At 69.9% G+C, this 24210-nt stretch carries 18 protein-coding genes and 3 pseudogenes; 7 read left to right on the forward strand and 14 right to left on the reverse strand.

Annotated elements, in window-relative coordinates; genetic code table 11:
- Positions 1–363 precede the first annotated feature (363 nt).
- The 3 genes and pseudogenes from ACIHCL_RS09595 (at position 364) to ACIHCL_RS09605 (ending at position 1628) form a co-directional block, all read left to right on the forward strand.
- Entirely contained in the window at positions 364–540 is a 177-nt protein-coding gene (locus tag ACIHCL_RS09595; RefSeq protein ID WP_399859041.1) for a hypothetical protein, read from the forward strand.
- A 181-nt stretch (positions 541–721) separates the two neighbouring features.
- Positions 722–889 (forward strand): annotated as a pseudogene (locus ACIHCL_RS09600) (IS630 family transposase); the annotation flags it as partial.
- 43 nt (positions 890–932) lie between these two features.
- Positions 933–1628, forward strand: coding sequence for a GntR family transcriptional regulator (locus ACIHCL_RS09605; protein ID WP_399859044.1), 696 nt, complete (start codon positions 933–935; stop codon positions 1626–1628).
- A 28-nt stretch (positions 1629–1656) separates the two neighbouring features.
- Here ACIHCL_RS09605 and ACIHCL_RS09610 read toward each other — a convergent pair.
- The 7 genes and pseudogenes from ACIHCL_RS09610 to ACIHCL_RS09640 form a co-directional block, all read right to left on the reverse strand.
- Positions 1657–1785: pseudogene (locus ACIHCL_RS09610) on the reverse strand (TetR/AcrR family transcriptional regulator); the annotation flags it as partial.
- 27 nt (positions 1786–1812) lie between these two features.
- The gene (locus ACIHCL_RS09615; RefSeq protein ID WP_399859047.1) at positions 1813–2841 is read right to left on the reverse strand and encodes a LacI family DNA-binding transcriptional regulator; all 1029 of its coding nucleotides are present in this window, start codon (positions 2839–2841) and stop codon (positions 1813–1815) included.
- Between the two features lie 58 nt (positions 2842–2899).
- Positions 2900–4816 (reverse strand): glycoside hydrolase family 36 protein, encoded by a 1917-nt coding sequence (locus ACIHCL_RS09620; RefSeq protein WP_399859050.1) that lies wholly within the window; start codon positions 4814–4816, stop codon positions 2900–2902.
- Positions 4817–4821: 5 nt separating this feature from the next.
- Positions 4822–5637, reverse strand: coding sequence for a carbohydrate ABC transporter permease (locus tag ACIHCL_RS09625; protein WP_399859053.1), 816 nt, complete (start codon positions 5635–5637; stop codon positions 4822–4824).
- Positions 5634–6590, reverse strand: coding sequence for a carbohydrate ABC transporter permease (locus ACIHCL_RS09630; RefSeq protein ID WP_399859055.1), 957 nt, complete (start codon positions 6588–6590; stop codon positions 5634–5636). Before ACIHCL_RS09630 ends, ACIHCL_RS09625 begins: the two co-directional genes overlap by 4 nt.
- 5 nt (positions 6591–6595) lie before the next feature.
- Entirely contained in the window at positions 6596–7927 is a 1332-nt protein-coding gene (locus ACIHCL_RS09635) for an ABC transporter substrate-binding protein (RefSeq protein ID WP_399859057.1), read from the reverse strand.
- The gene (locus tag ACIHCL_RS09640; RefSeq protein WP_399859059.1) at positions 7912–9093 is read right to left on the reverse strand and encodes an aminotransferase class V-fold PLP-dependent enzyme; all 1182 of its coding nucleotides are present in this window, start codon (positions 9091–9093) and stop codon (positions 7912–7914) included. The genes ACIHCL_RS09635 and ACIHCL_RS09640 overlap by 16 nt, the downstream gene beginning before the upstream one ends.
- A 414-nt stretch (positions 9094–9507) precedes the next feature.
- On the opposite strand from ACIHCL_RS09640, the gene ACIHCL_RS09645 reads away from it, so the two are divergent.
- From ACIHCL_RS09645 to ACIHCL_RS09660, 4 genes are all read left to right on the forward strand, one after another.
- Positions 9508–10038, forward strand: coding sequence for a hypothetical protein (locus ACIHCL_RS09645; protein ID WP_399859062.1), 531 nt, complete (start codon positions 9508–9510; stop codon positions 10036–10038).
- Positions 10038–12953, forward strand: coding sequence for a M48 family metalloprotease (locus tag ACIHCL_RS09650; protein ID WP_399859064.1), 2916 nt, complete (start codon positions 10038–10040; stop codon positions 12951–12953). Before ACIHCL_RS09645 ends, ACIHCL_RS09650 begins: the two co-directional genes overlap by 1 nt.
- 58 nt (positions 12954–13011) lie before the next feature.
- Positions 13012–13566 carry a hypothetical protein gene (locus ACIHCL_RS09655; protein ID WP_399859067.1) on the forward strand — a complete coding sequence of 185 codons (555 nt, stop codon included), beginning with the start codon at positions 13012–13014 and terminating at the stop codon, positions 13564–13566.
- Positions 13567–13664: 98 nt separating this feature from the next.
- Entirely contained in the window at positions 13665–14816 is a 1152-nt protein-coding gene (locus ACIHCL_RS09660; protein WP_399859069.1) for a hypothetical protein, read from the forward strand.
- A gap of 390 nt (positions 14817–15206) precedes the next feature.
- Here the strand turns inward: ACIHCL_RS09660 and ACIHCL_RS09665 are convergent, their stop codons facing one another.
- From ACIHCL_RS09665 to ACIHCL_RS09695, 7 genes and pseudogenes are all read right to left on the reverse strand, one after another.
- A complete protein-coding gene (locus tag ACIHCL_RS09665; RefSeq protein WP_399859071.1) occupies positions 15207–15866 on the reverse strand; it encodes an HAD family hydrolase in 660 nt (219 codons plus the stop codon).
- A 54-nt stretch (positions 15867–15920) separates the two neighbouring features.
- Positions 15921–17109: pseudogene (locus tag ACIHCL_RS09670) on the reverse strand (glycoside hydrolase family 38 C-terminal domain-containing protein); the annotation flags it as partial.
- 90 nt (positions 17110–17199) lie between these two features.
- Positions 17200–18954 carry a beta-galactosidase gene (locus ACIHCL_RS09675; protein ID WP_399859074.1) on the reverse strand — a complete coding sequence of 585 codons (1755 nt, stop codon included), beginning with the start codon at positions 18952–18954 and terminating at the stop codon, positions 17200–17202.
- 37 nt (positions 18955–18991) lie between these two features.
- Complete coding sequence (locus ACIHCL_RS09680; protein ID WP_399859076.1) at positions 18992–20932, reverse strand: glycoside hydrolase family 5 protein; 1941 nt, start codon at positions 20930–20932, stop codon at positions 18992–18994.
- A 71-nt stretch (positions 20933–21003) separates the two neighbouring features.
- A complete protein-coding gene (locus tag ACIHCL_RS09685; protein ID WP_399859078.1) occupies positions 21004–21849 on the reverse strand; it encodes a carbohydrate ABC transporter permease in 846 nt (281 codons plus the stop codon).
- Between the two features lie 7 nt (positions 21850–21856).
- The gene (locus ACIHCL_RS09690; RefSeq protein ID WP_399859081.1) at positions 21857–22870 is read right to left on the reverse strand and encodes a carbohydrate ABC transporter permease; all 1014 of its coding nucleotides are present in this window, start codon (positions 22868–22870) and stop codon (positions 21857–21859) included.
- A complete protein-coding gene (locus ACIHCL_RS09695) occupies positions 22867–24150 on the reverse strand; it encodes an ABC transporter substrate-binding protein (protein ID WP_399859083.1) in 1284 nt (427 codons plus the stop codon). The genes ACIHCL_RS09690 and ACIHCL_RS09695 overlap by 4 nt, the downstream gene beginning before the upstream one ends.
- Between the last annotated feature and the right edge of the window lie 60 nt (positions 24151–24210).

Raw genomic sequence — 24210 nt, forward strand, 5'->3', positions numbered from 1 at the left:
GATGCCGCCAAGAGCCTGCTCGGCAGAGCGCGCCGCCGGAGTGCAGGTCGTCCACACCCGTGTCGCGTTTCAGGAAGGCCACAGCGATCCGGCTTCCGACATCCCGCTGTTCTGCGTGGTCGCGCAGGACCAGCGACCACGCTCACCGCTCTGCGCGGTGCCAACCCGGTTGAGCAGCCCTCTTGGAAAGACCCGGCGGCGGAGCCTGAACCACGGCGGAAACGGGCAGGCCAACGCCGCCCTCCACCGCATCACGCAAAGCCGCCTGCGCTGAGGCCAGCGCACCCATGCCTGCCTGCAACGACGTACCACCGAGGGTATGTTCCGGCAAAAAAAGCCGATGCCTCATGCGCTACGTCGCACGTGAGCCCTACCGGCACCGCCGACCCTGGCACCCATCACCGCGGCTCGACGAAACACAGGGGCTTCTACAACACCCACAAGACCGAGTCGATCAAGAAGTGGCCGTTGGCCCATCCTTGCTTCCACCCGCACTTCAAGCCGACCGGCTCATCCTGGCTGAACCTCCTCGAGCCCTGATTCTCCGAGCTGACCAGTAACGACCCGGGGAGCAGTAGGGAGTGGCGCAAGAAGCGGCTGTCCGGTGTGGTCGACCGGAAGACCCCAGAAGACCCTAGAGGCGGAGCTAATAGGACATTTCGCCAACGTCGCGAGCGGCCGTGCCGGGCGTCGCGACGCCGCTCACTATTGCTCCCCAGGTCGTAAGAGGCCTCGCCGTGGTGTCCACCGTTCCGTCCAGGCACTCGAACGCGCCATCCGGGCCTGGGTCGCCGACTGGAACGACACCCCCTGCGTCTGGACCAAGACCACCGATCAGATCCTCGAATCTCTCGCCGGATACTGTCGACGGATCAAGGACTCAGGACACTGGTTAGACTCTGAGACCCCCACACCCGTCCGAGGAGTCAGCCGTGCCCGAACCCGCCTTCACCGCCCGCTCCGGGCAGCGCCTGGGCAAGGTCGTGCTCGACGAACTCCGCGAACGCCTGCTCTCGGGCCACTATCCGGTCGGCTCAAGGATCTCGATCGAAGAGGTCAAAGCCGAGTTCGGTGTGAGCAAGCAACCGGTCATGGACGCGATGCGGCGCCTCGAGGCCATCGGGATCGTCGAGATCGTCCCGCAGAGCGGCTGCCGGGTCACACACTACTCGGTGCAGGAGATCAAGGACTTCTTCAACCTCTTCGGCCGGTTCGAGGGCGAGATCGCCGCGGCTGCGGCGTCTCGGCGATCCGACGCGCAGCTCGCCGAGATGGACGCGGCATGGCAGGAGATCGAGGATCTGAAGGAGCTCGCGGATCCCGAGGAGAGGTCGCACGGCTACCGGTTCCTGAACCGGAAGTTCCACCTGGTCATCCACCGGATGTCGCACTCTCGGGTGATGGCCGACCTCAGCGGGCGCATGTGGGACCTGTCCGACTTCTTCATCAACAACAGCGGCGGCCCGCGACCGCTTTCGGACTCCCTGCACGACCGCAACCGGGACCACGACGTGATCCGCACCGCGATCCGGTCAGGCAACGCCGACATCGCGCGTGTCGCGATGCAGTCGCACATCGTCAGCAACGTCGCGATCTTTGAATCCACCCCTTCTTCCGCCACCTGCTGAAGACGACCTGCTCGGTGCCGCGGGTGGTGGGAACGACGACGAGGGCCGTTGCCAACGGCTCCGCGTGGCGCAGCCTCATCGACTCGTACTCCCGCAGAGCAGGCGACTCGTCAATCATGCGCCGGATCGGGGCGACGCTGTCGGCCGCGCAATCTCGCTCGAAGTCGTCGTCCCGCGGCCGCCGCTACGGCCCCGGCGTGCTGTCGCGCACGACCGGCTCCGCAGGGAGCAGCAGCCCGCTCGCCGGGGCGGCGGCGGGATCCTCGACGGCGGTGATCAGCCGGTCGACGAGGGCGTGGGCGATGGCGGCCAGGGGCAGGCGCGCACTGGTGAGAGCAGGCTGGAGCAGCGTGCAGAGCGGGATGTCGTTGAAACCGGTGACGGCGACGTCGTCGCCGACGGTGAGACCTGCGGCGCGGACGGCCTGGTAGGCAGTCAGAGCAAGCCAGTCGCTCGCGCATACCAGGGCGGTCGGGCGGTCGGGACCGGTGAGCAGGCGCTGGACGGCGTGGGAAAGCGCGGCCGGGTTGTCGTCGGGGACGCCGACCTCGAAGGCGCCGTCGGGGGCGGAGGCCGCGGCCTGCAGGAAGCCGGCCCTGCGGTCGGCGAGCCAGGGCAGGGACGCGGCGGAGTTGAGGTAGCAGATCCGGCGGTGGCCCTGGTCGAGGAGGAGTCCGACCAGGGCGGCGGTGGCGGCGGTGGAGTCGATGTCCACCCAGTTCTGCGGGCGGCCGGGGGCGGTGCGGCCGAAGGCGGCGAACGGGAATCCGGCCTCGGCGAGCACGTCGACGCGGGGGTCGTCGTGGACGACGTCGGAGAGGACGAACCCGTCGACCTGGCGGGCCGCGATCAGTCCGTTGAAGGACCTGGCCACCGCTCCGGCGCCCTGCTGGGGGTCGGAACGGAACACCAGGATGCGGTGGCCGACCGCGTCGGCGGCGGTCACCAGGGCCTGGAGGAAGCCGCCCATCAGGGGGTTGGGGTCGGCGGGGTTGTCGGCGGGGGCGGGATAGCCGATGACCTTGCGGGTGCCGGTGCGCAGGCTGCGGGCGGACTGGTCGGGCTGGTAGCCGAGTTCGTCGATGGCGGCAGTGACCCGGGCGAGGGTGGTGGCACGCAGCCGGTGGGGAGCGTTGAGGGCGTTCGAGACGGTCTGGCGGGAGACTCCGGCCGCATGTGCGACGTCCTCGATGGTCACCTGTCGAGCGGTCATCGTTCCTCTGTGGTCGGCGGGCTGGGGACGGTGGATGACTGCCCCCAGCCCGCGGTTGTCAGTGCTCGCGGATCAGGGTGAGCAGGCCACCGGTCGGCACGGTCACCGAGTTCACCCCGGCGACGAGGTCGAGCACGGTCTCGGACAGGATCTCACCACGGCAGTCCTGGACGCGCGCGAGGGCCTGTTCCGGTCGGGTAGCGGTCAGGAGCACCGCAGGGTCGCCGTCCGCGTTGGCGACGAGCAGGGTCTGCGGGCCGTCCGCGGCGTGCCGGTCGGGAAGGGCGACGGGCAGCGGCGCGTAGCGTGCGACCACGGTGGTGTGGCGGTCGTGGGCGCGGACCAGGGGGTAGCCGAGGTCCGGTCGCGTGGGTTCCAGGACACCAAATTGGAGGACGTCGGCGTACTGGCGGAAGATGCCGAGCCAGAAGCGCAGGGTGGCGAGCTGGTCGGGGCTCTGGGCGGTGAGGTCGACGGAGATCTGCGGCACCGAGAACAGGGCGTTGACGAGGTGGACGGCGATGGCCTCGGGAATCTCGGCGGAGTTCCACATGATCATGTCGGCGTGGACGGCGAGCGGGCCCGCGGTGAGCCTGCAGTCGACGGTGCGCTGGCGGTTCTCTGCGGGGCTGAGCGGGCAGTCGGTGGCGCGGATCATGGTGGCGTACGGCCACAGCCCGGGGCTGACGTACGGCTGGCGGTGCTCGACGATTACGTTTGGCCGGGTGCGGCGCAGGCGGGCGTCGAGATCGGCGAGCAGTTGGAGCACTCCCTCGTGGACGTCGGTGTGGTCGGCGCCGGCCGGGGCGGGTGGGGGGTCCGTGACGGCGAAGCGATCGATGAAGTCGAGCTTCAGACCGTCCATGTCCCACTGCTCGACGGCGCGGGAGGCCTTCTCGACCAGGTAGGCGCGGACCTCGGGGTGGCGGGGGTCGAGCACGGCCGCTTCCAGGTGGGGCTCCTCGCGCAGGATCATGTTCTTGAAGCGGTCCCAGGCATCGTTGTGCCGGCCGATGAACGGCAGTGCGTACCACAGGAGGTAGGCGAGGCCGAGCCGGTGGACCTCGGCGACGTGGGCCGCGGGGTCGGGGAAGGCCGCCGGGTTGGGCTCCCAGTCGCCGCAGTGGCCGTAGCCGCGGGCGCGGTCGGTGGTCTGCCAGCCGTCGTCGACGATGATGCTCTCGCAACCGACGGTCGCGGCAAGGGCGGCCTGACGTTCGACGGCGGCCGTGTCGACGTTCTGGTGGAGGCTGTACCAGGTGGAGTAGGCGGGCATCCGGGCGGCGGGGGCGGTGCCGGGATGCTGAAGGCCCTCGGCCCACCAGGCGGTGACGGCCTGCAGGGTGGCGGCGAAGTGGCGGCCGCTGAGGTCGATCCGCAGCCGCAGCGGCGGCCCGTCCAAAGTGAGGTCCTGTTCGACGGCAAAGGCGAACTCGCCGCTCTCCTCCACCACGCCGGCGCCCACGCGTACGGGTGCGGAGGTCTCACCGGCGGCTGCGGTGCACAGAGCGCGGTCGTCGGCGCCGATCAGACTGGCGAGGGGGGCGCCCAGGGCGAGCGAGACGGTCCGGGGGGCGATCCAGGACGGCGGCAGCCAGCGGGAGGCGTTGGTGTCCGGGGTCCAGTAGGCGGTGGCCGCGACGCAGGGGACCCTCCATTCGGCGCGGACGGTGGCCGCGGCCGACGCGGTGACCTTGATCAGGACCACGTTGTCGCCGACCGGGGTGACAGTGGTCTCCAGCCGGTCGCAGCCGAGCCCGGTGAGGTGGACGGTGAGCGGGGCGTCGGCGGAGTGGACCAGGCCGGTGGCGAGCTGCCGGTGGACGACGGTGTCGGGGGTGGCCACGGCCGGCGTGTTCGGGCGCCAGGCCGGGACGGGCTGCTGCGCGGTGGCGTCCTGCCAGGCGGTACCCGGCTCAGTGAGCTTCTGCGGGCTCTCGGGGAGTTCGTCGGCGGGGCGCGGTTCGGTGGTCACGGTGGTCACTCCTTGGTGGCCCCGGCCAGCAGGCCGGAGATGAACTGGCGTTGCAGGACGAGGAAGAGGGCCATCACGGGGATGGCGGCGATGCCTGCGGCGAGCAGGACCTGCGCGTAGTCGGTGGTCGACAGCCCCTGCAGGGTGGCGGTGGCCACGGGCAGCGTGTACATCTCGGGGCTGCGCAGTGCGATCAGCGGCCAGACGAACTGGTTCCAGCTGCCGAGGAAGACGAACAGCGCGAGTGCCGCGATGATCGGTCGGTTGACCGGGATGACGATCCGCCACAGCACGCGTAGTTCTCCGGCGCCGTCGACGCGGGCCGCGTCGAGGAGTTCGTCGGGCATGGAGCGCAGTGCCTGCCGCATCAGGAAGATGCCGAACGGGGTGACCAGGCCGGGCAGGATGATGGACTGGTAGGAGTCGATCAGGCCCAGTTCCATCATCATCTGGAAGATCGGGATCAGCATGACCGTGTCCGGGATGACCAGGGTGCTGAGCAGCAGGACGAAGAAGAGGTTGCGCCCGCGGAACTCGAACTTGACGAAGGCGTATCCGGCCAGCACCGAGACGGCGACCGCATCGATCGTCTGGATGCCTGCCACCAGCAGGGTGTTGAGCAGGACCCGTGTGAGTCCGATGGACTCCTCCAGCCCGCGGAGGTTCTCCATGAGATGGCCGCCGGGCAGCAGTTTCGGTGGCCAGGAGAACACGTCCTTGTCCTCCTGGGTCGCGGCAATGGCGAGCCAGTAGAACGGGCCGACGCAGAGCGCGAAGGCGCCCGCGAGCAGCAGGGTGAGCAGGGGGCCACGGGGCTTCACCGGCGCTCTCCCATCAGGCGGACCTGCATGATGCCGAGCACGGACACGATCAGCGCGAGCGCGTAGGCGATGGCAGAGGCGTAGCCGAAGTCGAAGTACTTGAAGCCGTTGTTGTAGAGGTACATGGTGACCGTCAAGGTGGCGTTGTCGGGGCCGCCGCCGGTGAGGACGTACGGCTCGTCGAAGAGCTGCAGGGTGCCGATGGTGGAGAGCACCACGGTGAGAAGCAGGATGGGCCGCAGCTGGGGAAGGGTGATGGAGAAGAAGCGGCGGATCGGTCCCGCGCCGTCGACCATCGCGGCCTCGTACAACTCCTTGGGAATGCCCTGCAGGCCGGCGAGGTACATCACCGCGTTGTAGCCGGTGTAGTGCCAGGTGATGACGAGGACGACGCCCACACGGGCCCAGAAGGGGCTGCCGAGCCAGTTCACCCGGTCGACGCCGAACAGGGAGAGGACCCAGTTCAGCAGCCCGGCGTCGCGGTTGAGGATCACGGAGAACATCACACCCGCGGCGACCAGGCCGGTCAGCGAAGGGACGAAGACGCCGAGTCGCCAGAGCGGGCGCAGCCAGACCTTGGTGGAGTTGAGGGCGAGGGCGACGAGCAGGGCCAGGCCGAGCATCAGCGGCACCTGGACGACCAGGATCAGCGCGGTGTTCTCCAACGCGGTCCAGAACAGCGGATCTTCCAGCAGGCGCCGGTAGTTGGCGAGTCCGGCGAACGTCCTGTCGTCCCCGCTGCCGGTGGTGAGGCTGATCCAGAGGGAGGAAGCTATGGGATACGCCTTGAAGATCGCGAACCCCAGGACGGCGGGCATGATCAGCAGGTACGGGACGGAGGCGCGGGTCAGCAGCCGACGTCGACGCAGGCGGGCGCGGCCGGTGCGTGCGGGGGTGCCGCCGCCGGCCGGGGTGACGGTGGCGGGAGCGCGTTCGGACGGGGCGAGGGACATGGTGGTCAGGCCGCCTGCTGCCGGCCGGTCTGCTGGGCGAGCCGTTCGGCGGCGTCCTTGAGGGCGCGGGTCGGGTCGGCGCCCTTGACCAGCACCTGGCTCTGGGCGTCGCTGGCGAGCTTGAGAGCACGGGTGTAGTCGCCGGTGAAGTTGGTGGCTTCGGAGCCGGAGGAGAGCGTGTCGACGAAGGTCTTGAGCACCTTCTGGCCGCCGTAGAACGGGTGGGGCGCGCTGAACGTCGGGTCGGTGTATGCCGCGTTGAGAGCGGGGAAGACGCCGCCGGAGTTGAACATCCGGTTGATCTCGGCGGGCTTGGTGAGCGCGTACTCGATGAATCGCCAGGCGGCCCGGCGGCGCTTGCTGGAGGCGGCGACGGCCAGGTAGGTGGAGTTGACGACGGCGCTGCGCCCGCCCCCGGGAACGGCGGCGGGAGGCTGCATGACGCGCCATTTCCCCTTCTGGTCGGGGAACTTGGTGGCCAGGTACTCGACGGCCCAGGCGGGGTCCGGGGAGGTGGCGAGCTTCCCTTGGCCGAGCAGGCGTTTCCTGGTGCCCTGGCCCGCGGTGTCGGCGAGCAGGCCGCCGTCGTTGAGCCGCTTGATGACGGTCAGGGCCTGGATGGCTTGCTGGGAGGCGAGCGTGATCTCGCCTGCGCGGTCGAAGTAGAAGGCGCCTTGGAGCTGCATCAGGTTCTGGAAGAAGTCCATGTCCGGGGTGGTGCCGGGCTTGTCGAGCCCGAGCAGTTGGGCGCCGGTGGCAGCGAGGATCTTCGGTCCGGCGGCAATCAGGTCGTCCCAGCTGCTGATGGCGGCGGGGTCGACACCAGCCTTCTCGAAGTAGTCCTGCCGGTAGAACAGCCCGAGCGGGTTGACCTCCCACGGGAGGGCGTGGGCGGCCTTGTCCTTGCCTATGACGGTCGGCCACAGTCCCTTGGCGAAGGCGTCCTTGTACCGGTTGGCGCCGAGCTTGGACAGATCGGCGAGGCCGTCGGGGAACTTCTCCAGGTAGCCGGGGAGGTAGTCGACACCGATGTGCAGGACGTCGGCGAGTCCTTTGCCGCTGGAGGCGAGGCCGACGGTGATCTTGTCCCAGATGGCCGGGTTGCCGACGTCCTGGATGTCGACCTTGATGCCGGGGTTGTCCCGCTCGAAGGAGGGGACGATGCCGCGCAGGGCTTCGGCCGCGGTGGTCCAGCTCCAGACGGTGATCCGGCCGCTGTCGCCGTCGGCACCGGCGTTGCCGCCCGATCCGCTGCCGCCGCAGGCGGACAGGCCGAGCCCGGCGGCGGAGGCGGTGGCGAGCTGGAGCAGTTGGCGGCGGCTCAGTTGAGGGGACATGTCGGCTCCTGGGGATAGTGGGTTGTGCGGTGAGTGAGGGTGTACAGCGCCTCGGCAAGTAGGTCCGCCGCGGCGCCCGGGGTGGAGGCATGGGGAGACAGCCGGATCCACTCGTCGCGGCGGGTGGTGATCAGGCCGGCCGCTTCGAGGGTGTGGTGGACGGTGGCGGGGTCGTGGCCGGGCAGGCGGAAGGTGCCGATGCCAGCGCGCTCCTGGGGACCGAGTCCGTCCAGCAGGATGTCGGCGCCGACCCGCCGTGCGCGGTCGAGCAGATCGGCAAGGGTGGCGCGGATACGGGCGCCTACGGCGGCCGGGCCGCCCTGGTCGAACAGGTCGTCGATGGCTGCGCCGATGGCCGCAGCGGCCGGGAAGTCCGGGTTGGTGGCGAGGTGGGCGGCGGCCCCCGGCAGCGGCGGAGCCGGATGCCGGGGCGCGAAGGGCTCCGCGACGCCAGCCCATCCGCCGAGACCGGGTGCCAGGCGGTCGGCGCACCGGTCGCGGATCAGTAGCAGTGCGGCTCCCCAGCCGGCACGTAGCCACTTCTGGCCACCGCTGACGAGGATGTCGGCGGCATCCGCTTCGAGTGCGACGGCGCCCAGGCCCTGGATGGCGTCGACGATCAGCAGCCGCTCGGGCCCGAGGACCTCCTTGAGGGCGGCCAGCGGCGCCAGGTGGCCGGTGAGCGAGTCGACGGCGCTGACAGTGAGGGCGATGACGTCGGTAGTGAGGTGGCGGCGCAGGAGGTCGGGGGTGATGTGCCGCTGCCCAGCCGGGTCGACGAGGCGGACCGCGGGGCCGCCACGGTCGGCGAAGCGGAGCCAGGGGTAGAGGTTGGCGGGGAACTCGCCGCGGGGCACCAGGATGGTACCGGGGCCATGGAGTGCGGCGGCCACGGTGAACAGGCCGTTGCTGGTGGACGGGGCGAGGGCTATTTCGTGCGGGCGGGCGTCGAGCAGCCGGGCTGCTGAGGTCCGGGCGGCGTCGCCGAGGGCGAACAGCCGGTCGAGGTCGGCGGGGTCGACGCGGGCGGCGAGTGCGGTCGTGGCGGCGAGCGCGGCGGCGGCCGGGCGGGAGAGCGGGCCGACCCTGGCGTAGTCGAGGTAGCCCACCCTCGGACTGCGGGCGAGAGTCGGACCTGAGGCCACGGGGGTGGCGGCTTCGGGCACCCGATGAATTTGATCGTTCAAAAATATGCCCCAAGAGAGCTTGCTGCATGCACTTACGCGAATTTGAAGGTTCACATTAGGGAGACTGGGGCGACCCGGCAAGAGGTTCAGCGCAACTTCTGAAGTTCAACCGCGCGTCCTGGCCTCCCTCCACCGCCGCGCCAACCCCGAACTGAAACGGCTCTCCCACCTCTCCGGCATCCATCTCTGGAACCTGCGGCAAGCCCGCCGCCCTCGGGAGTGGGCAGGCTTCGTCGACGGTCGGTGGCCCGCTTCGCCGAGAAGACGAAACTTCGAGCCCAAACGCGGCGCCGGAAGCGCTAATCTCTTCTTCACGTCGCCGAAACCTGCCCTCCCCTCCCCATGGGACGGCCTCAGCAGGTCCACGGTTCGGGTTCCGGCCCCGGAGGTGTCATGGACGTCAAAGCGGTGCGTGTACGCGACTTGGTCCGGGATGTGGTGACCGAGGTGGCTCCGGAGGAACTGCCGCTGATGGCGGGTCTTGCCGGGTTCGACGATGTCAGGGCCGTACGACGGCTGGGTGAGAGGGACCGGCGGCAAGAGACCCTGGGATTCGGGCTCGGGGAGGTTGCCGCGCTGGTGACTCCGGTGGTGTGGCTGGCGGTGGACCAGGCCGCGCAGCAGATCGTGGGGACCTGGGTGAACAACGGGATCAGCAGGACGGGTATCGCCCTGCGCAGGCTGTTACGCAGGCCAGTGTCCGAGCCAGTGGCGATTCCGCCGCTGACGCGTGAACAGCTCGTGCTCGTACGGGAGTCGGTACTGACGATGGCTGCGCAGCGCGGGCTGGAGTCGGAGCGCGCGGCGGTGATCGCCGACGCGGTGGTGACCAGACTGGTGCTGGTCGAGACGGAGGCCGACAGGGCACCCGAACTGCCCGGCCCGGATGCACCGGAACGGCCGGACAGGCCGGACGAGCCCTGATGGCCGTCTTACCCACGGATGCCGCTCCCGGAGCGGCGGAGCAGCCCGCGGCCTCCGCCCCGCTTGACGAGCGGGCCCTCGTGGCCGGTACAACCCTGCGCTTCGTCCTGCTCCTGGCTTTGTTGGCGACGGCCGGCTCGAGCATGATCCCCCGGACCGTCTGGCACCTCCTCGCGTCTTCGGAGAAGGCCGACATGGCGGCGGCTTGTCCACTGGCGGCAGGGATCGATCCCAGCGTGTCGATGAACACGAGCTTCGTCCAGTCCAGGCGTCAGCCGGCCGCGTTGGAGGAGTGCACGGCGCGGTTCGCGCAGGACTTCACCGGGGTTGCGCTGGGTGTCGGGACCGTGGCGCTCATCGCGGCCTTCGCCGTCTACTGGCTGCTACCGGTGTGGCGGACGCGGCGCACCAAGGTCGTACCGCTGGACGTGATGGACGTACACGGCGGACTTCGGCCGCTGCTGGACGAGTTGGTGACCGTCGCCGGACTCGACCGTACTCCCCGCTTCGTCGTCGATCCGGCGTCGCGGACGACAGGCGCCATCGCGTTCGGCCGCCAGCGCCGGCCCGTGATCCGCCTGGACGGCGGTCTGGTGGTCACCGCCGACACCGAGCAGGCACGGTTCCGTGCCGTGGTGCTGCACGAGCTGGCCCATCTGCGCAACAAGGACATCGGCATCACCTACGCCACCGTCGCACTGTGGCGGGTGTTCCTCGTGGTGGTGCTGCTGCCGTGGGTGGCCGTGGGCATGGACATCCTCTTCTTCCGTGGGACGGCGGACGTCCGGGGCATGTTCGCCCCGTTCAACACGCACTCCCAGGTGCTCGGCGGTCTGCTCGTACTGGCGGTCTATCTCTCCCGCCTGGAGATCGTGCGCCACCGCGAGATCTACGCCGACCTCATGGCCGCTCGCTGGGGCGCGAGCGCGGAGCCGTGGGAAGGCGGCGCTGCTCGGCAGCGCTCTGAGAGAGGGTGGCGGGAACTGCCCGTCCGGTTCGCCGGGCTGTGGCACACGCACCCGTCGCAGGAGCTGCGCCGGGCCTCCCTGACCGACCCGCAGGCGCTGTTCACGCTGAAGGCGCTGCCTCTTCTCCTTGCCGGGCTGGCGGCGGACATCCTCGTCTGGCACCTGGGCGCGCTGCCGTACGAACTCCTGTGGCTCAAGGCGGTTCTCGTCGCGGTCCTGGTCGTGGGCATCGGTGGCGTCGCACTGTGGCGTGCCGTGTTGTACGCGCTCCTGGCCGGGCGGCCGGTCCCTTCGGGATGGTCCGTCGGACTTTGGCTCGGGCTCGGCGTCGTGGTGGGGGAACTGACCGGGCCGCGCGCCGCGATGAACCAGTGGCTGCCCGCGCACCCAGAGGCACTGCTGATCCTCGTGGCCACGCTGGTCCTGGTGATGACGTGGACGGCGCAGAACGCCGAGTGGTGGCTGCGGGCCTGGCGAGGGCGTTCGCTGGGTCCGGTCATGCTCGCGGGCCTGGCCGCGCCCGCTCTCGCGTATGCCTCCGTCCTGTACTGGTGGTGGTTCCTGGGCGAGGTCCTGACGGGCGGCTGGCCGTTCACGACGGCCGGGGTGCTGGCCTCGTACGACCTACCCGGACTGCCGCCCCCGCCCTCGGACATCGGGCTGCTGTGGCACGTCATCGCGGTGGTGGGCCTCCTGCCAGGAACGCTCTCACGTGTCGGAAGTCTGTGGTGGGCGGAGGTGCTGCTGTGGGTGCTGCCGTTGCTCGCTCTGGTCGTCGCCTCCCGCTCGGGCGGCGGGTCGGGGGCGGAACGCCCGAAGTGGCTTGCTCGTACGCTGCCAGGGGCGACGGCGCCGGCGTCAGCTCCGTACGGGCCGGGGCGGTTGCTGGCCGCTGGGCTGGCAGGCGGAGTCCTCTGCCTAGCCGGGCTGGCCGTGGCGCTGGCCCGGCTGCGTATGGCGGACCCGGGTGCCGTGGGAACGACGGGACCGCTCCGACTCGCGCACATGATGGGGCCCGTCCTGGTGATCTGCGCCGCGATGGCCCTGACGGCCGCCGTCGTCGCCGCACTGACGGACTCAGGATGGCTGACGGCCGGGCTGGTGGCGGCGGGGATCACCGCGTTGCTGGGCGTGGGAGCTACGTACGCCCTGATGCGGGCGGACGCGAGTGCCGGGCCGGACACGGTGTCGTGGTCGCTGTCGCAGGACGTCCATCTTCCCTACGCGGTGGCCCTGGGCACGCCGGTGGCGGGCCTGGCCGCCTTCGTGGGCCGGGGCGCCGGGCTGCTCCGGCGGTGGGTAGCCACCGGGCGCCGGGCCTGGCCGCGATCGGCGGCGCGGCCCGCGCCCGTCGAGGAGCGTCCGCTCCGTCCGGTATGGCGGCGCGCTGTCCGCATGGCGGCGATCGGAGCCGTCGTGGCCGGGGTCGGCGCCACAGCGCTCAGTATGGACGTATCCGAGTCGCACGGACGGTCCTCCCGGCCGGCGGCGCTGATGCTGGACCAGTCGACGCCCGCGCCCTCGGCGGCGGTGTCCCGGCTCCAGCACCAGGCGTGGGCGGCGGCCGGAGGGCTGGAACGGATCCAGGCACTGCGGGCCGCGGAACGCACGTACAGCGCCGCCTTCACGGCCGGAGGAGAGTCCGCCACCGACGCCGAATTCCTCCAGGCGATGGACCGGATGAAGAGCACCTGCAGGGAGATGGACCGGGCGACGCGGCGGGCGAACACGTACTTCAGCGTGCCCAGCGCGGCGGGGCAACGGATGTGGGCACGTGTGCTGACCCGGCACCGGACGATGGTCGGCACATGCCGGGCCCTCGCCACACGGCCGAGCACCACGACAGCCAAGGCGGCGGGCACCGCCCGCCGGAACGCCATCGACTCGGTGGACGCGATGTTCTACTGGCTCGCCGAAAAGGGGGCGATCCGGCCGAAGTCATCGTGAATACCCGGGCACTGACCCAATCGACCCAACCGACCCGACCCCACCGGAGGGCGGACACATGACGATCACCCCCAACACAGCGAGGCGACGCATCGCGGTCCTGCTGCTGAGCGGCGCGCTCGCGCTGACCGCGTGCGGCGGAGGCGACGAAGACGGCGAAGGCGGCCAGAAGGGCAGAGGCGCCACCGCCCCGAGCATGGAACCGGGCGAGCGCCACACCGTCGTCCTGGAGGTCACTTCCGACTACGGCCGACCGGTCGCGATCAACTACTTCGGGCACACCAACGGCCCCGACGGCATGAAGGTGCTCGGGGAGAAGGGCGGAGAACTGTCGGCCGAATCGCCGTGGAAGACCACGCTCACGGTGGACGGCAAGGACGTGTGGGTCAGCCTGATGGCGAACGGGACCGGCTGTCTCGGTCGGGCGACCGGGGGCGACTCCTGCGAGACCGGGGCCATCCCGAGCCGCGAGGACATCGAGGGGACCGGCACGACCACTTGCCGTATCACCATCGACGGCAAGGTCGTCGCGGAGAAGTCGTACACCTGGCCCACGATCATCCCGGTGACCTGTCTCACTCCGCTCAAGGGGAAGGCCAGTGAGGGACGATGACCGACGACTCCTCGTCCCTGATGCCGGAGCCGGCATCAGGTCCGACCCCGAGTCCGGGCCCGGGCCCGGACGCGCGCCGTCGCTCACGGCGGCGGGCCTTGCTGCTCGCCCTACTTCTCCTTCTCCTCCTCGTCGCCGGCCTGCTCCTGTGGATCTTCAACGGGCCGGGCAGCGACAACGGGGCCAACGGGTCGGGCGACGACCGCAACTCATCGCCACGCGCCGACCTGGCACGCGCCGCCGCCCTTCTGCGTGACGCCCCGGCACTGCACTACACAGGCACCATGGGCATCACAAGCGCCCAGGGAGGCGAGGACGCCCGAGTGGACCTGATCGTCAGCAATCCCGCCGACGCGCTCGGCACGTTCAGGATGCCCGACAGTCCGGCACTGGACTACGTGGGCATCGACAGCAAGTCGTTCCTGCGTGGGAAGACCGAGGCGTGGCGGTCACTCGGCATGGCCGAGAAGTCGAAGGTGCTCGCAGAGCACCCCTCGATGGTGCAGCCAGGGATGTTCTTCTCCCAAGACCTCGCCACGGCCCTGGCACCTCCGGCGCTGGCGAAGACCGTGCTGGCGGATGACGTCCCCGACGAGAAGATCACCGTCGGCAAGCCCGTCACCGTGGGCGACCACACCTGCACCCCGATCCACGCCGACAACACCACCATCTGCCTGAGCGACGAGCGGGTGGACGGCGCCCGGTTCGTCGACAGGATCAGCTTCTCCGGGGGGACGGCCGTGCTCGACATCAAGGCGATGTCCAGGCAGGAGGTGGAGCGGTTCTCCACCGACTTCCGGTCGAAGCTCCCTCTGATCCGCGACTCGGTGGACCCCAGGATCAGCGTGACCACCCAGATCCTGCGCGACTACAAGGGTGAATGCGCCCCCACCGCCTGCGTCTTCACCGCGCGGGTGACCGTTACGTACCTCGGGTCCACCTCGGACCCCGACGCCTCCAAGGCCGTCTCGGTGACCTACTCGTGGGCCATCGACCGGGACGGGACGCCGGTGGAGCTGGACCCGGAGTGCTCGGGTGCCCTCCTGATCAAGCCGGGCGAGTCGGAGGACCTGTCGTGCACTGGGACCGGGCCGTCCGTCGGGTCCGGGGCGAGCCGGGGTCAGTACCACGGCAAGATCCACACCTTCGACCGCGCACTCACCCCGAAGGAGTACGAGCGCCTGGTACGCCTGGCCGCCGACAACAGCGAGAAAATCGCGGTGCTTCCTGATCCGCCGACACCCCGCTGACCGACCCGTCGGCGTCCACAGCACAACGAGGCGCTGCTGGAGCTGATACCGGGGATCGGCGCCTTCACGTGCACGAAGGGCGGCGACGCCGCGGCGCGGAACTCGCCGCCCTCTACCACCAGGACCAACGGCAGGCCGGGCAGTTTCATACCCCAGGTAGTCGTTCCTCGGCAACCACGGATGCGAGCGTGACGTGCCCACCATCGGAGGAATGCCGAAAGCAAGCAACCGAACCGGACCCGGAGCGATTCAGTCCGTGGAGAGCCCGGTACTCGGAGACGGTACGCCGGGTTCGGCGAGCGGCACGGAGAAACGGGCCGGTGGCAACGCCAACAACGCGCTCCGTACCTACTCGACAGGCGACCGCGTCGAAGCATCGCACTGCTCTGCTCACGGCTCGGCGACGAGTCGTCGGAGCAGCCCGAGGTCCACGTCCCGCAGGCTGTGCGCGACGGTCCGGCGCGGCGCAGCGGGGATGGGGGTGAGCGAGGGCACAGCCAGGACGTTGCAGTCGGCCGCCTCCGCGGAGGCGACGCCGGTCGGGGTGTCCTCCACGGCGACGCACGCGGTGGGGGCGACGTCCAGGGCTGCCAGGGCCGCCCAGTAGGGATCGGGGAACGGCTTGGTGCGCGGGGTCTCCCCCGCGGCGAAGGAAGTGGTGAACCGGTGCCGCCCGAGGACGTCGATGACGATGTCCACGACAGACCGGGGCGAGGCCGAGACCAGCGCCGTGGCCACTCCTGCGGCGTGGACCGCCGAGAGCAGTTCCACGGCCCCCGGCAGGGGGACGACCTGCCCGCGTACGAGCTGCGTGAAGCGTCGTTCGAGGGACGCGGCGAGCCGGGCCGCCCCGGCCCGGCCGGCCGCGCGGGAGGCCAGGTGGGCGGCGCTGTCCTCGATCGCGCGGCCGAGGACGAACGGGAGGTCCGCGTCCGCGAGGACGAGTCCCAGCCCGAGGGCCTCCTCCTCGACCGCCTGCTGCCAGAGCCGCTCGGTGTCGACGAGTGTGCCGTCCATGTCGAAGAGGACCGCCCGGAGTTCGGTGTGCACGGAGGCTCCCTGGAGATGTGGTCGGGGGGACCCGGCCGGAGGCCGGGCCCAGGGTCAAGGACGGGACCGGAGCCCGATCCGGAGGGTACGGATTTCGAACGGGCGCAGCGTGAGGTGGAGTGATGTGCTCCGCGGTGTGCTTGGCCGGGTGGGTGCCGCTCCGTACAGAGGGCGTTCCAGGAGGTCCGTCTCGGTCACGGTGTCCCACGGGACGGCTGTGCTCAGCCTGGCCCGGGCGCGTCCGCCGTGGGCTTCGTAGAGCCTGACGACGAGGTCGCCGGAGCGGTCGTCGGCGAGCTTGACGGCCTCGATGACGACGGCCTCGTCGTCCGTGGTGACGAGCGGGGCCACGCTCGACGCTCCGGGGACGGAGCGCTCCGGGAGGTTGAAGGCGTACGCCTCTCGTACGGCGTCGGCGATGTCGGCGCCGAGGACGAAACCGTAGCGCAGCCGGTGTCCTCCCTGGTCGGCGTCCGGGTCGGGGAAGCGGGGGGCCCGCAGCAGGGAGAGCCGCACGGTCGTGGTCGTGCCGCCGTCCTCGCGTACGTCCCGGGTGACGTCGTGGCCGTAGGTGGAGTCGTTGACCAGGGCCGCGCCCCAGTCTCGTTCGCCGACGTGGAGGCACCGGTGGGCGCAGATCTCGAACTTCGCTGCGTCCCAGCTGGTGTTGGTGTGGGTGGGGCGCCGGACATGGCCGAAGAAACAGGTGCTCGCTGCGCCGGTTGCCCTGTTTGGTCCGCAGCTGGCTGGTCAGCGTGCCGCGGTGGAACTCCAGGTAGAGCTCCCCCAGCCATACCGGGGCGTCGGGGTACTCCGCGTGGGCGCGGGCGAAGAAGTCGGCGGGCCGCTCGATGACGACCCGGGGGGAACCCTCCAGGTCGGCCAGTCGCTCGGCGCGGGCGAGCATCTCCCGGGTGGGTCCGCCGCCGCCGTCGCCGTATCCGAAGGGAAGGAGGGAGTGGTTGGCCGGGCCCTTGTCCTGGAAGTTGCCTACCGCGTGGGCGAGTTCCGCTCCGGACAGCTCGCCGTTGTACGTGTCCGCCGGCGGGAAGTGCGTGAAGATGCGGGTGCCGTCGATGCCCTCCCACCAGAACGTGTGGTGGGGAAACTTGTTGGTGGTGTTCCAGGAGATCTTCTGGGTGAGGAACCAGCGCACGCCCGCCAGCTTCATCAGCTGGGGCATCGCCGCGTTGTAGCCGAAGGTGTCGGGCAGCCACATCTCCTCGGTCTCGACGCCGAACTCCGGGCGGATGCGCTGGCCCAGCACGCGGTCGAGGCGCTGCTCGGTCAAACGTCGGTTGCTGTGCATGGCGTGCTCCGTGAGACGGGGCGGTCACTCCTCGGTGGGCCCGAGGTCGGGCGTGTCGCGCAGGTGGACGTGGCGGGTGGCGGCGGCATGGAGTTCGAGGACGGTGATCTCGTTGGGTCCGGGTCTGAGGACGGGCGCGGGAACGTACAGGCTGCCCTGGGGTCCTCGGGACCAGTAGCGGCCCAGGGGAAAGCCGTTGATCCAGGCCACGCCCTTGATCCAGCCGTCCAGGTGGAGGAAGGTGTCGGCGGGCTCGTCCACGGTGAAGGTGCCGCGGTGGAACGTCGGCCCCACCGGCTGCCGTGCGGGATCGGTGGTTCGGTGGACGAAGGTGTCGGGGCGGTCGAGAGGCAGGGAGCGGCTCCGCCAGGCGGCGGGCGGGTGCCCGTTGACCGTCGTGCGGCCGATGAGGCCCTTGCGGTCGTAGAGCCCCGGTCCGTAGTTGACGCGGCCCTGGTTCTCCACGAGTACGGCGAGCCGGGCTCCGGGACGGGGCACGGTGAAGGCGAGGGTGTGTTCGTGGTTCTCGCGTTCCAGGACGCCGACCGGTTGGCCGTCGACGAAGATCTGGGCGCGGTCGTGGACCCGCTCGACATGCAGGACGGCAGGCCCGGGCGTGGGCAGGTCGGTCTCATAGAGGACGAAGCCGAAGGGGTGGCCGAGATCCTCCATGGTCAGAGGGCGGTCGGCCGTCACCGGGGTGCCGAGGGTGTCGGCCTGCTCCAGCAGGCCGGCCGCGCGGGTGAGTTCCACCGGCCCGAAGGCGGCCTTGGGTGCGGCGGGAGGCAGGGGCTCCGCAGGAACGGGTGCGTGGCGGGCGATGACCGCGCGGAAGGCCTCGTACTTGGGCGTCGGGTCGCCGGCTTCGTCGAGGAGGGCGTTGTAGTCGTAGGAGGTGACGGTGGGACGGTAGGTGCCCTTGTCGTTGGCTCCGTTGGTGAAGCCGAAGTTGGTGCCTCCGTGGAACATGTAGATGTTGACGGAGGCGCCCGCGGCGAGCAGACGGTCGAGGTCCGCGGCGGCGTCGGCCGTGTCGCGGCGGGTGTGGATGCCGCCCCAGCGGTCGAACCAGCCGATCCAGAACTCCGTGCACATCAGTGGGCCGTGCGGCCGGTGCTCGCGCAGGGCGGCGAGCCCGGCGGTGACGCGGCTGCCGAAGTTGGCGGTGGACAGGACGCCGTCGAGGCTGCCTCGTACGAGATCGGAGGGCTGGTCGCAGGTGAACAGCGGGACGTCCACGCCGTGGCGGCGCAGCATGGCGGCGAGTTCGGCCAGGTAGGCGGTGTCGTCGCCGTGGGCGCCGTACTCGTTCTCGACCTGGACGGCGAGGATCGGCCCGCCGTTGCTTCCCAGGTAGGGGTGGAGCGGGGGCAGCAGGGCGCCGAGGTACTCGTCGACCGCCCGCAGGAAGCGGGGATCGCGGCTGCGTAGGGTGAGATCGTCCTCGGCGAGCAGCCAGGAGGGCAGGCCGCCGCCTTCCCATTCCGCGCAGATGTACGGGCCGGGTCTGAGCAGGACGTGCAGTCCTTCGGCGGCCGCGGTGTCGAGGAACCGGGGCAGGTCGAGACCTCCGTCGAGGTGGAACTCCCCGCGGCGCGGGGCGTGCAGGTTCCACGGCACGTAGGTCTCGACCGTGTTGAGGCCCAGCAGCCGTGCCTTGCGGAGTCGGTCGGCCCACTGCTCCGGATGGACGCGGAAGTAGTGCAGGCCTCCGGAGATGATGCGGAACGGTCGGGCGTCGAGACGGAATCCGTCGTCGGCGATCTCCAGTCGGGGCATGGCTGTGGTGCTCCTCAGGGGTACGGATCCGGTTGGTTCAGCCGAGCGGGCGGCACAGCAGGGCGTCGGGAACGCCTCCGTGGTTCCACTTCCACGTGTAGGCGACGCCTGCGAGGTACTCGTCGTCGGCGCACTGGCCCTTGTAGTGGCCCGGAGCCCAGTCGCTGCCGGTCGAGCCTCCGGTGGCGGGCCGGTTGTCACCGCGGTCGAACCAGACCGCGCGGCCGGTGGTGGGCAGGGAGCCGGCTGCGGGGGCGCACAGGAGGGCCGTCATGGCGTTCTTGTTCACGCTGTAACCGACCGCGAAGGTGTTGTCGGGGCACTGGAGCTTGTTGTAGCCGCTCGCCCAGTCGCCGCCGGTGACGTACCGCTCGTCGGTGACGGCGGTCCAGGCCCCGTTCCCCTTCGTCGGCTGACCGGCGTCGGTGCACAGTCCTCGGCTGTCGCTGCGGCCGAGGCCGGCCAGCCGCTGGCTGTCGGGGCAGTTGCCCTTGCGGTTGCCCGGAGACCAGTCCGGCTTCGCCAGCATGGCGGCGGAGACGTTGTAGTCGGCGTAGTCCAGGTTGAGCATGTTCCAGCGGGGGGCGGGGGCGATCCGGCCTGTCCTGCCGGGAGCGTTCACGAGCTTGTTCCAGTCGGTGGCGCGCCAGTCACCGGCGTCCATGACACCGAGCCGTGTGCCGTCCGCACTGTAGTTGACCATGGCCCAGGAGTCCTGCGGTGTGCCGTTCGTGTCGGTCCAGCCGACCAGAGGCCAGATGGCGAAGTCGGTGTCGTTCTTCACCAGGATGTCGGTGAAGTTGGCGAACCAGGCACGTTCCTTGGCGTTGATGCCACCGCGACCACCGGCGCCGAACTCGCTGATCCACACGGGTGCCGTGAAGTGCTGGCCGGACCGGGTGACGAACAGGGCCTGGTCGTCGACGACCTGGGCGAGCTGGGTGGGGGTGAATTCCTCGTAGCGCGGGTCGTGCGTCTCGCCCGTTCCGGTGGCACCGGTGTGGTTCGGGCCGGTGTAGCCGTAGAAGTGGGCCGCGTAGACGAGTTTGTCGGAACGGATCAGGGTGTTGGACAGGGTGGCGACCGGGGTGAGTGTCGGGCGGCCGTGAGGGGTCAGGTCGGTCGGTATGCCCTGCCAGTTGATGCCCTCCATGATGACGAGCATGTCCGGGTTGGCCCGCAGGATCTTGTTGCCGGCTTCTTCCAGGGCCTTGTTGAGGTCGTGGTCGTCGCCCCAGCCCCAGTTGGCGTCGTTCCAGGTGTCGCGGCGGACCTCGTTGCGCAGATCGGCTCCGACGACCCGCTTGTCGGCCTCGTAGCGCTTCGCCAGGAACACCCAGTCGTCGATCCACTGCTGGGTCGTCTGGCCACTGTTCCAGCGCTCGTTGCCGTCCAGGCCGCAGCAGAAGCGGTAGCTGGTGGTGTGGTTGTTGAGGATGACGGCGAAACCGTCCGCGGTCAGGGCTCCGACGACGGCGTCGAGCACCTGCAACGGGGTCTTGCCCTTGAGCTGCGGGTTGGCGGCGACGGCCGAGTCCGGGACGGTACTCGTGTCGTGGATGACTGCGTTGGCGAACGGGAGCCGGATGCTGTTCAGGCCCAGGGCGTGGAAGTCGGCCAGGATCTGGGCCATAGGCTTCCGGTCGAGGCCGAGCGGGATGTTGTGCGACATCTGCCTCGCCTGGTGGTTGGCGACGTCGCCGACGTCGCCACTGCCCTGCCAGGTTCCCTGGGCGCCGGCCCAGTTGCCGGACTTGAGCTTGAACCGGTCGCCGTCGGCGTCGACGACGTATCGGTCCCGGGTGGACAGCGGGGCGGTCCATGAGGCGGCGAGCTGTGCGCCGGTGAGGGCCTGGGGCGGCGGTGCGGTCCCTGTGTCCGCCGCGGCGGCGGTGGGGGTGAGGGTGCAGAGGAGGAGCGCGGACGACGTGGCGAGGGCCGCGGTCGCGCGTCGGAGCAGGGTGATGCGAGGTGTCACGGGGAAGCTCCTTGCGGGTGGGGGACGTGTGCCTGCCTTGTGTGCGGTGCGGAACGGTGTGGTGCGGTGGATCAGCCCTTGAGACCGCTGGTGGCTATCCCCTCGACGATGTAGCGCTGTGCGACGAGGAACATGACGACCAGCGGCGTGATGGTGACGACGGCGCCGGCGAAGAGACCGGGCAGGTTGATGGTCTGCGAGGTGAGGAAGGTGGACAGCGCGATCTGCGCGGTCCAGGCGGACGGGTCCTGGCCGATGACCAGCGGCCACAGGAAGGAGTTCCAGCTCTCGATGAAGGACAGCGCCCCGAGCGAGGCCAGCATCGCCCCGGAAGTCGGCAGGGCGATCCGGCGGTACAGACCGAGCCAGCCGAGGCCGTCGAGCCGTCCCGCCTCTTCGAGCTCCCGCGGCAACTGGAGGTAGAAGTTGCGGAACAGCAGGACCGCGAACGGATTGAAAAGGCCGGGCACGATGATGCCCCACAAGGTGTTGACGCCCCCCATGGAGCCGACGACGACGAACGTCGGCACGAAGGTGACCGAGCCGGGGATCATCAGTGTGGCCACCACCAGGGCGAGCAGCACACCGCGTCCCGGAACCGGAATTCTGGCGAGGGCATAGCCGGCGGCGGAGGCAAGGAGCGTGGATACCGGCGCGGTGACGGCGGCGATCAACAGCGAGTTGCCGAGGGACCGGCCCATCGCTACGGCGGGGTCGTCGAACAGTGCGGTGAAGTTCTCGAAGTGCATGGTCGAGGGCCACCACGTCCACTCCGGCGCCGTCAGACCCTGGGAGTCCATCAGCGCGTTGCGGAGCATCAGGTAGAACGGCGCCATGAAGACCGCGGTCAGTAGTCCGATGAGCAGACCCCGTGCCAGCAGGCGCACGGTTCGGGACAGTCCGGGCAGAGTGATCATGCGTTTCTCATTCTCCGCTCCTGCCGAATCCGGTGAACCGTCCCTGGATCAGGGTCACTCCGACGATGAGGGCGGTGAGCACGAAGGCTCCGGCCGAGCCGAGGCCGTAGTTCTGGCTGCCCATGGCGGTGTTGTAGAGGTGGACCAGTGGTGTCTGTACGGGGGCGGTGCCGGTTCCCGACAGCCCGCTGTTGAACAGGTTGTAGAACTCGTCGAAGGCCTGGAAGGCGGCGATGAACAGCAGCATCAGCACGGCGACGGCGGTGTTGCGCAGCATCGGCAGGGTGATCCTGGTCAGGAGCCGCCGGCCGGTGGCGCCGTCGAGCGCGGCGGCTTCGTAGACCTCCTTGGGGATGGCCTGGAGTCCGGCGAGGAAGAGCACCATGTAGAAGCCGACCTGGAGCCACAGACGCAGCGTGACGAGGACGATCCAGTAGAGCGGTGGCGAGGTGGATTGCAGCCAGGGCACCGGATCTGCTCCGAACCATCCGCCGATCATGTTGGCGATGCCCGACGGCAGTCCGTTGAACAGGCACATCTTCCACAACAGTGAAGCGGCGACGTACGAGACGGCCGCGGGAATGAGGAAGGTGGTGCGCAGCAGGGCCCGGCCGCGCCGGACCCGGTTCACCAGCAGGGCGAGCCCGAGGGAGGCGGCGAAGGTGACCGGCACGATGAAGGCGGTGAACAGCAGAATCGTGAGCAGCGAGTCGCGGAACGCCTGATCGGACAGGAGGGTCTGGTAGTTCTCTAGTCCGACCCAGTGGCCGAGGGCGATGGTGCCGCGCGCGTCGCTGAGGCTGAGCAGGAAGCTCCAGCCGATCGCGACATACTTGAAGACGCCGAGCCCGATCAGTGTCGGCGCGGTCAGCAGGAGGAACGCGACCCAGCCGGACCGGCCGACGCGGGTCCGGCCCGCGCGGGCCCGGCCGGTGGGAGCAGCGCCCCGCGGGGTGGCCGCGGGGCGCCCGGCCCGCTCGGGCTTCGGCGTGATGTCGGTCGCCGGGTTCATCGGCTTCATCGGCCGAGCTGCTTGTCGATCTCGCGCTGGGCCTTCTTCACCGTTTCGGCCAGGAGAGCGGCCGGATCGCCCTGCCCGCCGGCCACCTTCGCCGCGGTCGCGTTGAACGCGCTGCTCACGGCGGTCTCCCAGGTTCCCGGGTTGTGCTTCCCGTACTTCTCCGCCAGTTCCACGGTCTCCTTGGCGGCGCCCGCGGAGAGCTTCTTCGCGGTTGCCGCCACGGACGTGCGCGGCGGGACGTGGAAGCCGTAACTCTCGGCGAAGTCCTTCTGCAGGTCGGACTGCTGGACCCACAGCCACTGGACGAACTTCTTGGCCGCGGCCACGTTCTTGCCTTTGGCGTTGACGCAGCTGGTCCAGCCGCCGACCCGTACGACGGGAGCGCCGCCGGCCTCGTACGCCGGCCACGGCAGCACGCCGAAGTCGTCGCCGAGCGCGGGCGAGATGGCGGGCATCGCCCACAGGCCGCACCACTGCATCGGCACGACGCCCTGGATGAAGGCGGCCGGGTCCCACCAGTCGGTGGTGAATCCCAGCAGCAGCGACCTGTCGTCGTGCAGGCGCTTCAGACCCTTCAGTGCTTCGAGTGCCCGGTCCGAGCCGAAGGCCACCTTGCCGTCCGGGGTCACGAGGTCGCTGCCGTTGGACCAGACGTTGAGGATCGCGGAATCGCCGATGCCGTCGTTGCCGACGAACAGGCCCTTGTTCTTCTTGGTGGTCAGGGCCTTCGCCGCGTCGACGAGACCGTCGAAGGTCGTGGGCGGGGTGATCCCGGCCTTCGACAGGACACTCTTGCGGTAGTAGAGCATCATGACGTCGTCGATCTCCTTGACGCCGTAGAGCTTGCCGTCGACGGTGACCGACTCGATGGCGTTGGTGTTGAAATCGCTCTTGGCGCTGCCGTACACGTCGTCGAGCGGGGCGATCTGGCCACGGCGGGCGAGGGCCTCGCTGAAGTCGCCGATCTCGAAGACGTCGGGGGCCGCGTCGGTCAGCAGGGTCGAGTAGAGCTTGCTCGCGTAGTCGCCGGGAACCCAGGTCACCTTGACGGCTATGTCCGGGTTGGCCTTGGTGAAGGCGGTGGCGTAGCGGAGCGCCGCCTGCTGGGCGCCGGTCTCGCCGTAGGCGTGGTACCAGACGTTGAGAGTGGTCTTCGCTCCGGAGGAGGAGCCGCCGGTGGGGTCGGTGCTGCAGGCGGTCGTCAGGACCGTTCCGGCGGTGACGAGCAGCGATCCCGTGAGGAATCCGCGTCGGCTAAGCTCGACTCTGCGTGCGCTCATGTGCATTTCCTTCTGTGGGGATGTGTGCGGGGCGGATGTGCTCCCTGGCCGGAGCCTTCG

The sequence above is a fragment of the Streptomyces sp. NPDC052042 genome, from assembly GCF_044548345.1.
GTDB lineage: Bacteria > Actinomycetota > Actinomycetes > Streptomycetales > Streptomycetaceae > Streptomyces.

Bases quoted from the DNA above. Each gene is read 5' to 3' on its own strand.
- ACIHCL_RS09630 (WP_399859055.1), bottom strand. From the start codon at position 6,590: ATGTCCCTCGCCCCGTCCGAACGCGCTCCCGCCACCGTCACCCCGGCC.
- ACIHCL_RS09685 (WP_399859078.1), bottom strand. From the start codon at position 21,849: ATGATCACTCTGCCCGGACTGTCCCGAACCGTGCGCCTGCTGGCACGG.
- ACIHCL_RS09690 (WP_399859081.1), bottom strand. From the start codon at position 22,870: ATGAAGCCGATGAACCCGGCGACCGACATCACGCCGAAGCCCGAGCGG.
- ACIHCL_RS09645 (WP_399859062.1), top strand. From the start codon at position 9,508: ATGGACGTCAAAGCGGTGCGTGTACGCGACTTGGTCCGGGATGTGGTG.
- ACIHCL_RS09695 (WP_399859083.1), bottom strand. From the start codon at position 24,150: ATGAGCGCACGCAGAGTCGAGCTTAGCCGACGCGGATTCCTCACGGGA.
- ACIHCL_RS09635 (WP_399859057.1), bottom strand. From the start codon at position 7,927: ATGTCCCCTCAACTGAGCCGCCGCCAACTGCTCCAGCTCGCCACCGCC.
- ACIHCL_RS09675 (WP_399859074.1), bottom strand. From the start codon at position 18,954: ATGCCCCGACTGGAGATCGCCGACGACGGATTCCGTCTCGACGCCCGA.
- ACIHCL_RS09655 (WP_399859067.1), top strand. From the start codon at position 13,012: ATGACGATCACCCCCAACACAGCGAGGCGACGCATCGCGGTCCTGCTG.
- ACIHCL_RS09650 (WP_399859064.1), top strand. From the start codon at position 10,038: ATGGCCGTCTTACCCACGGATGCCGCTCCCGGAGCGGCGGAGCAGCCC.
- ACIHCL_RS09615 (WP_399859047.1), bottom strand. From the start codon at position 2,841: ATGACCGCTCGACAGGTGACCATCGAGGACGTCGCACATGCGGCCGGA.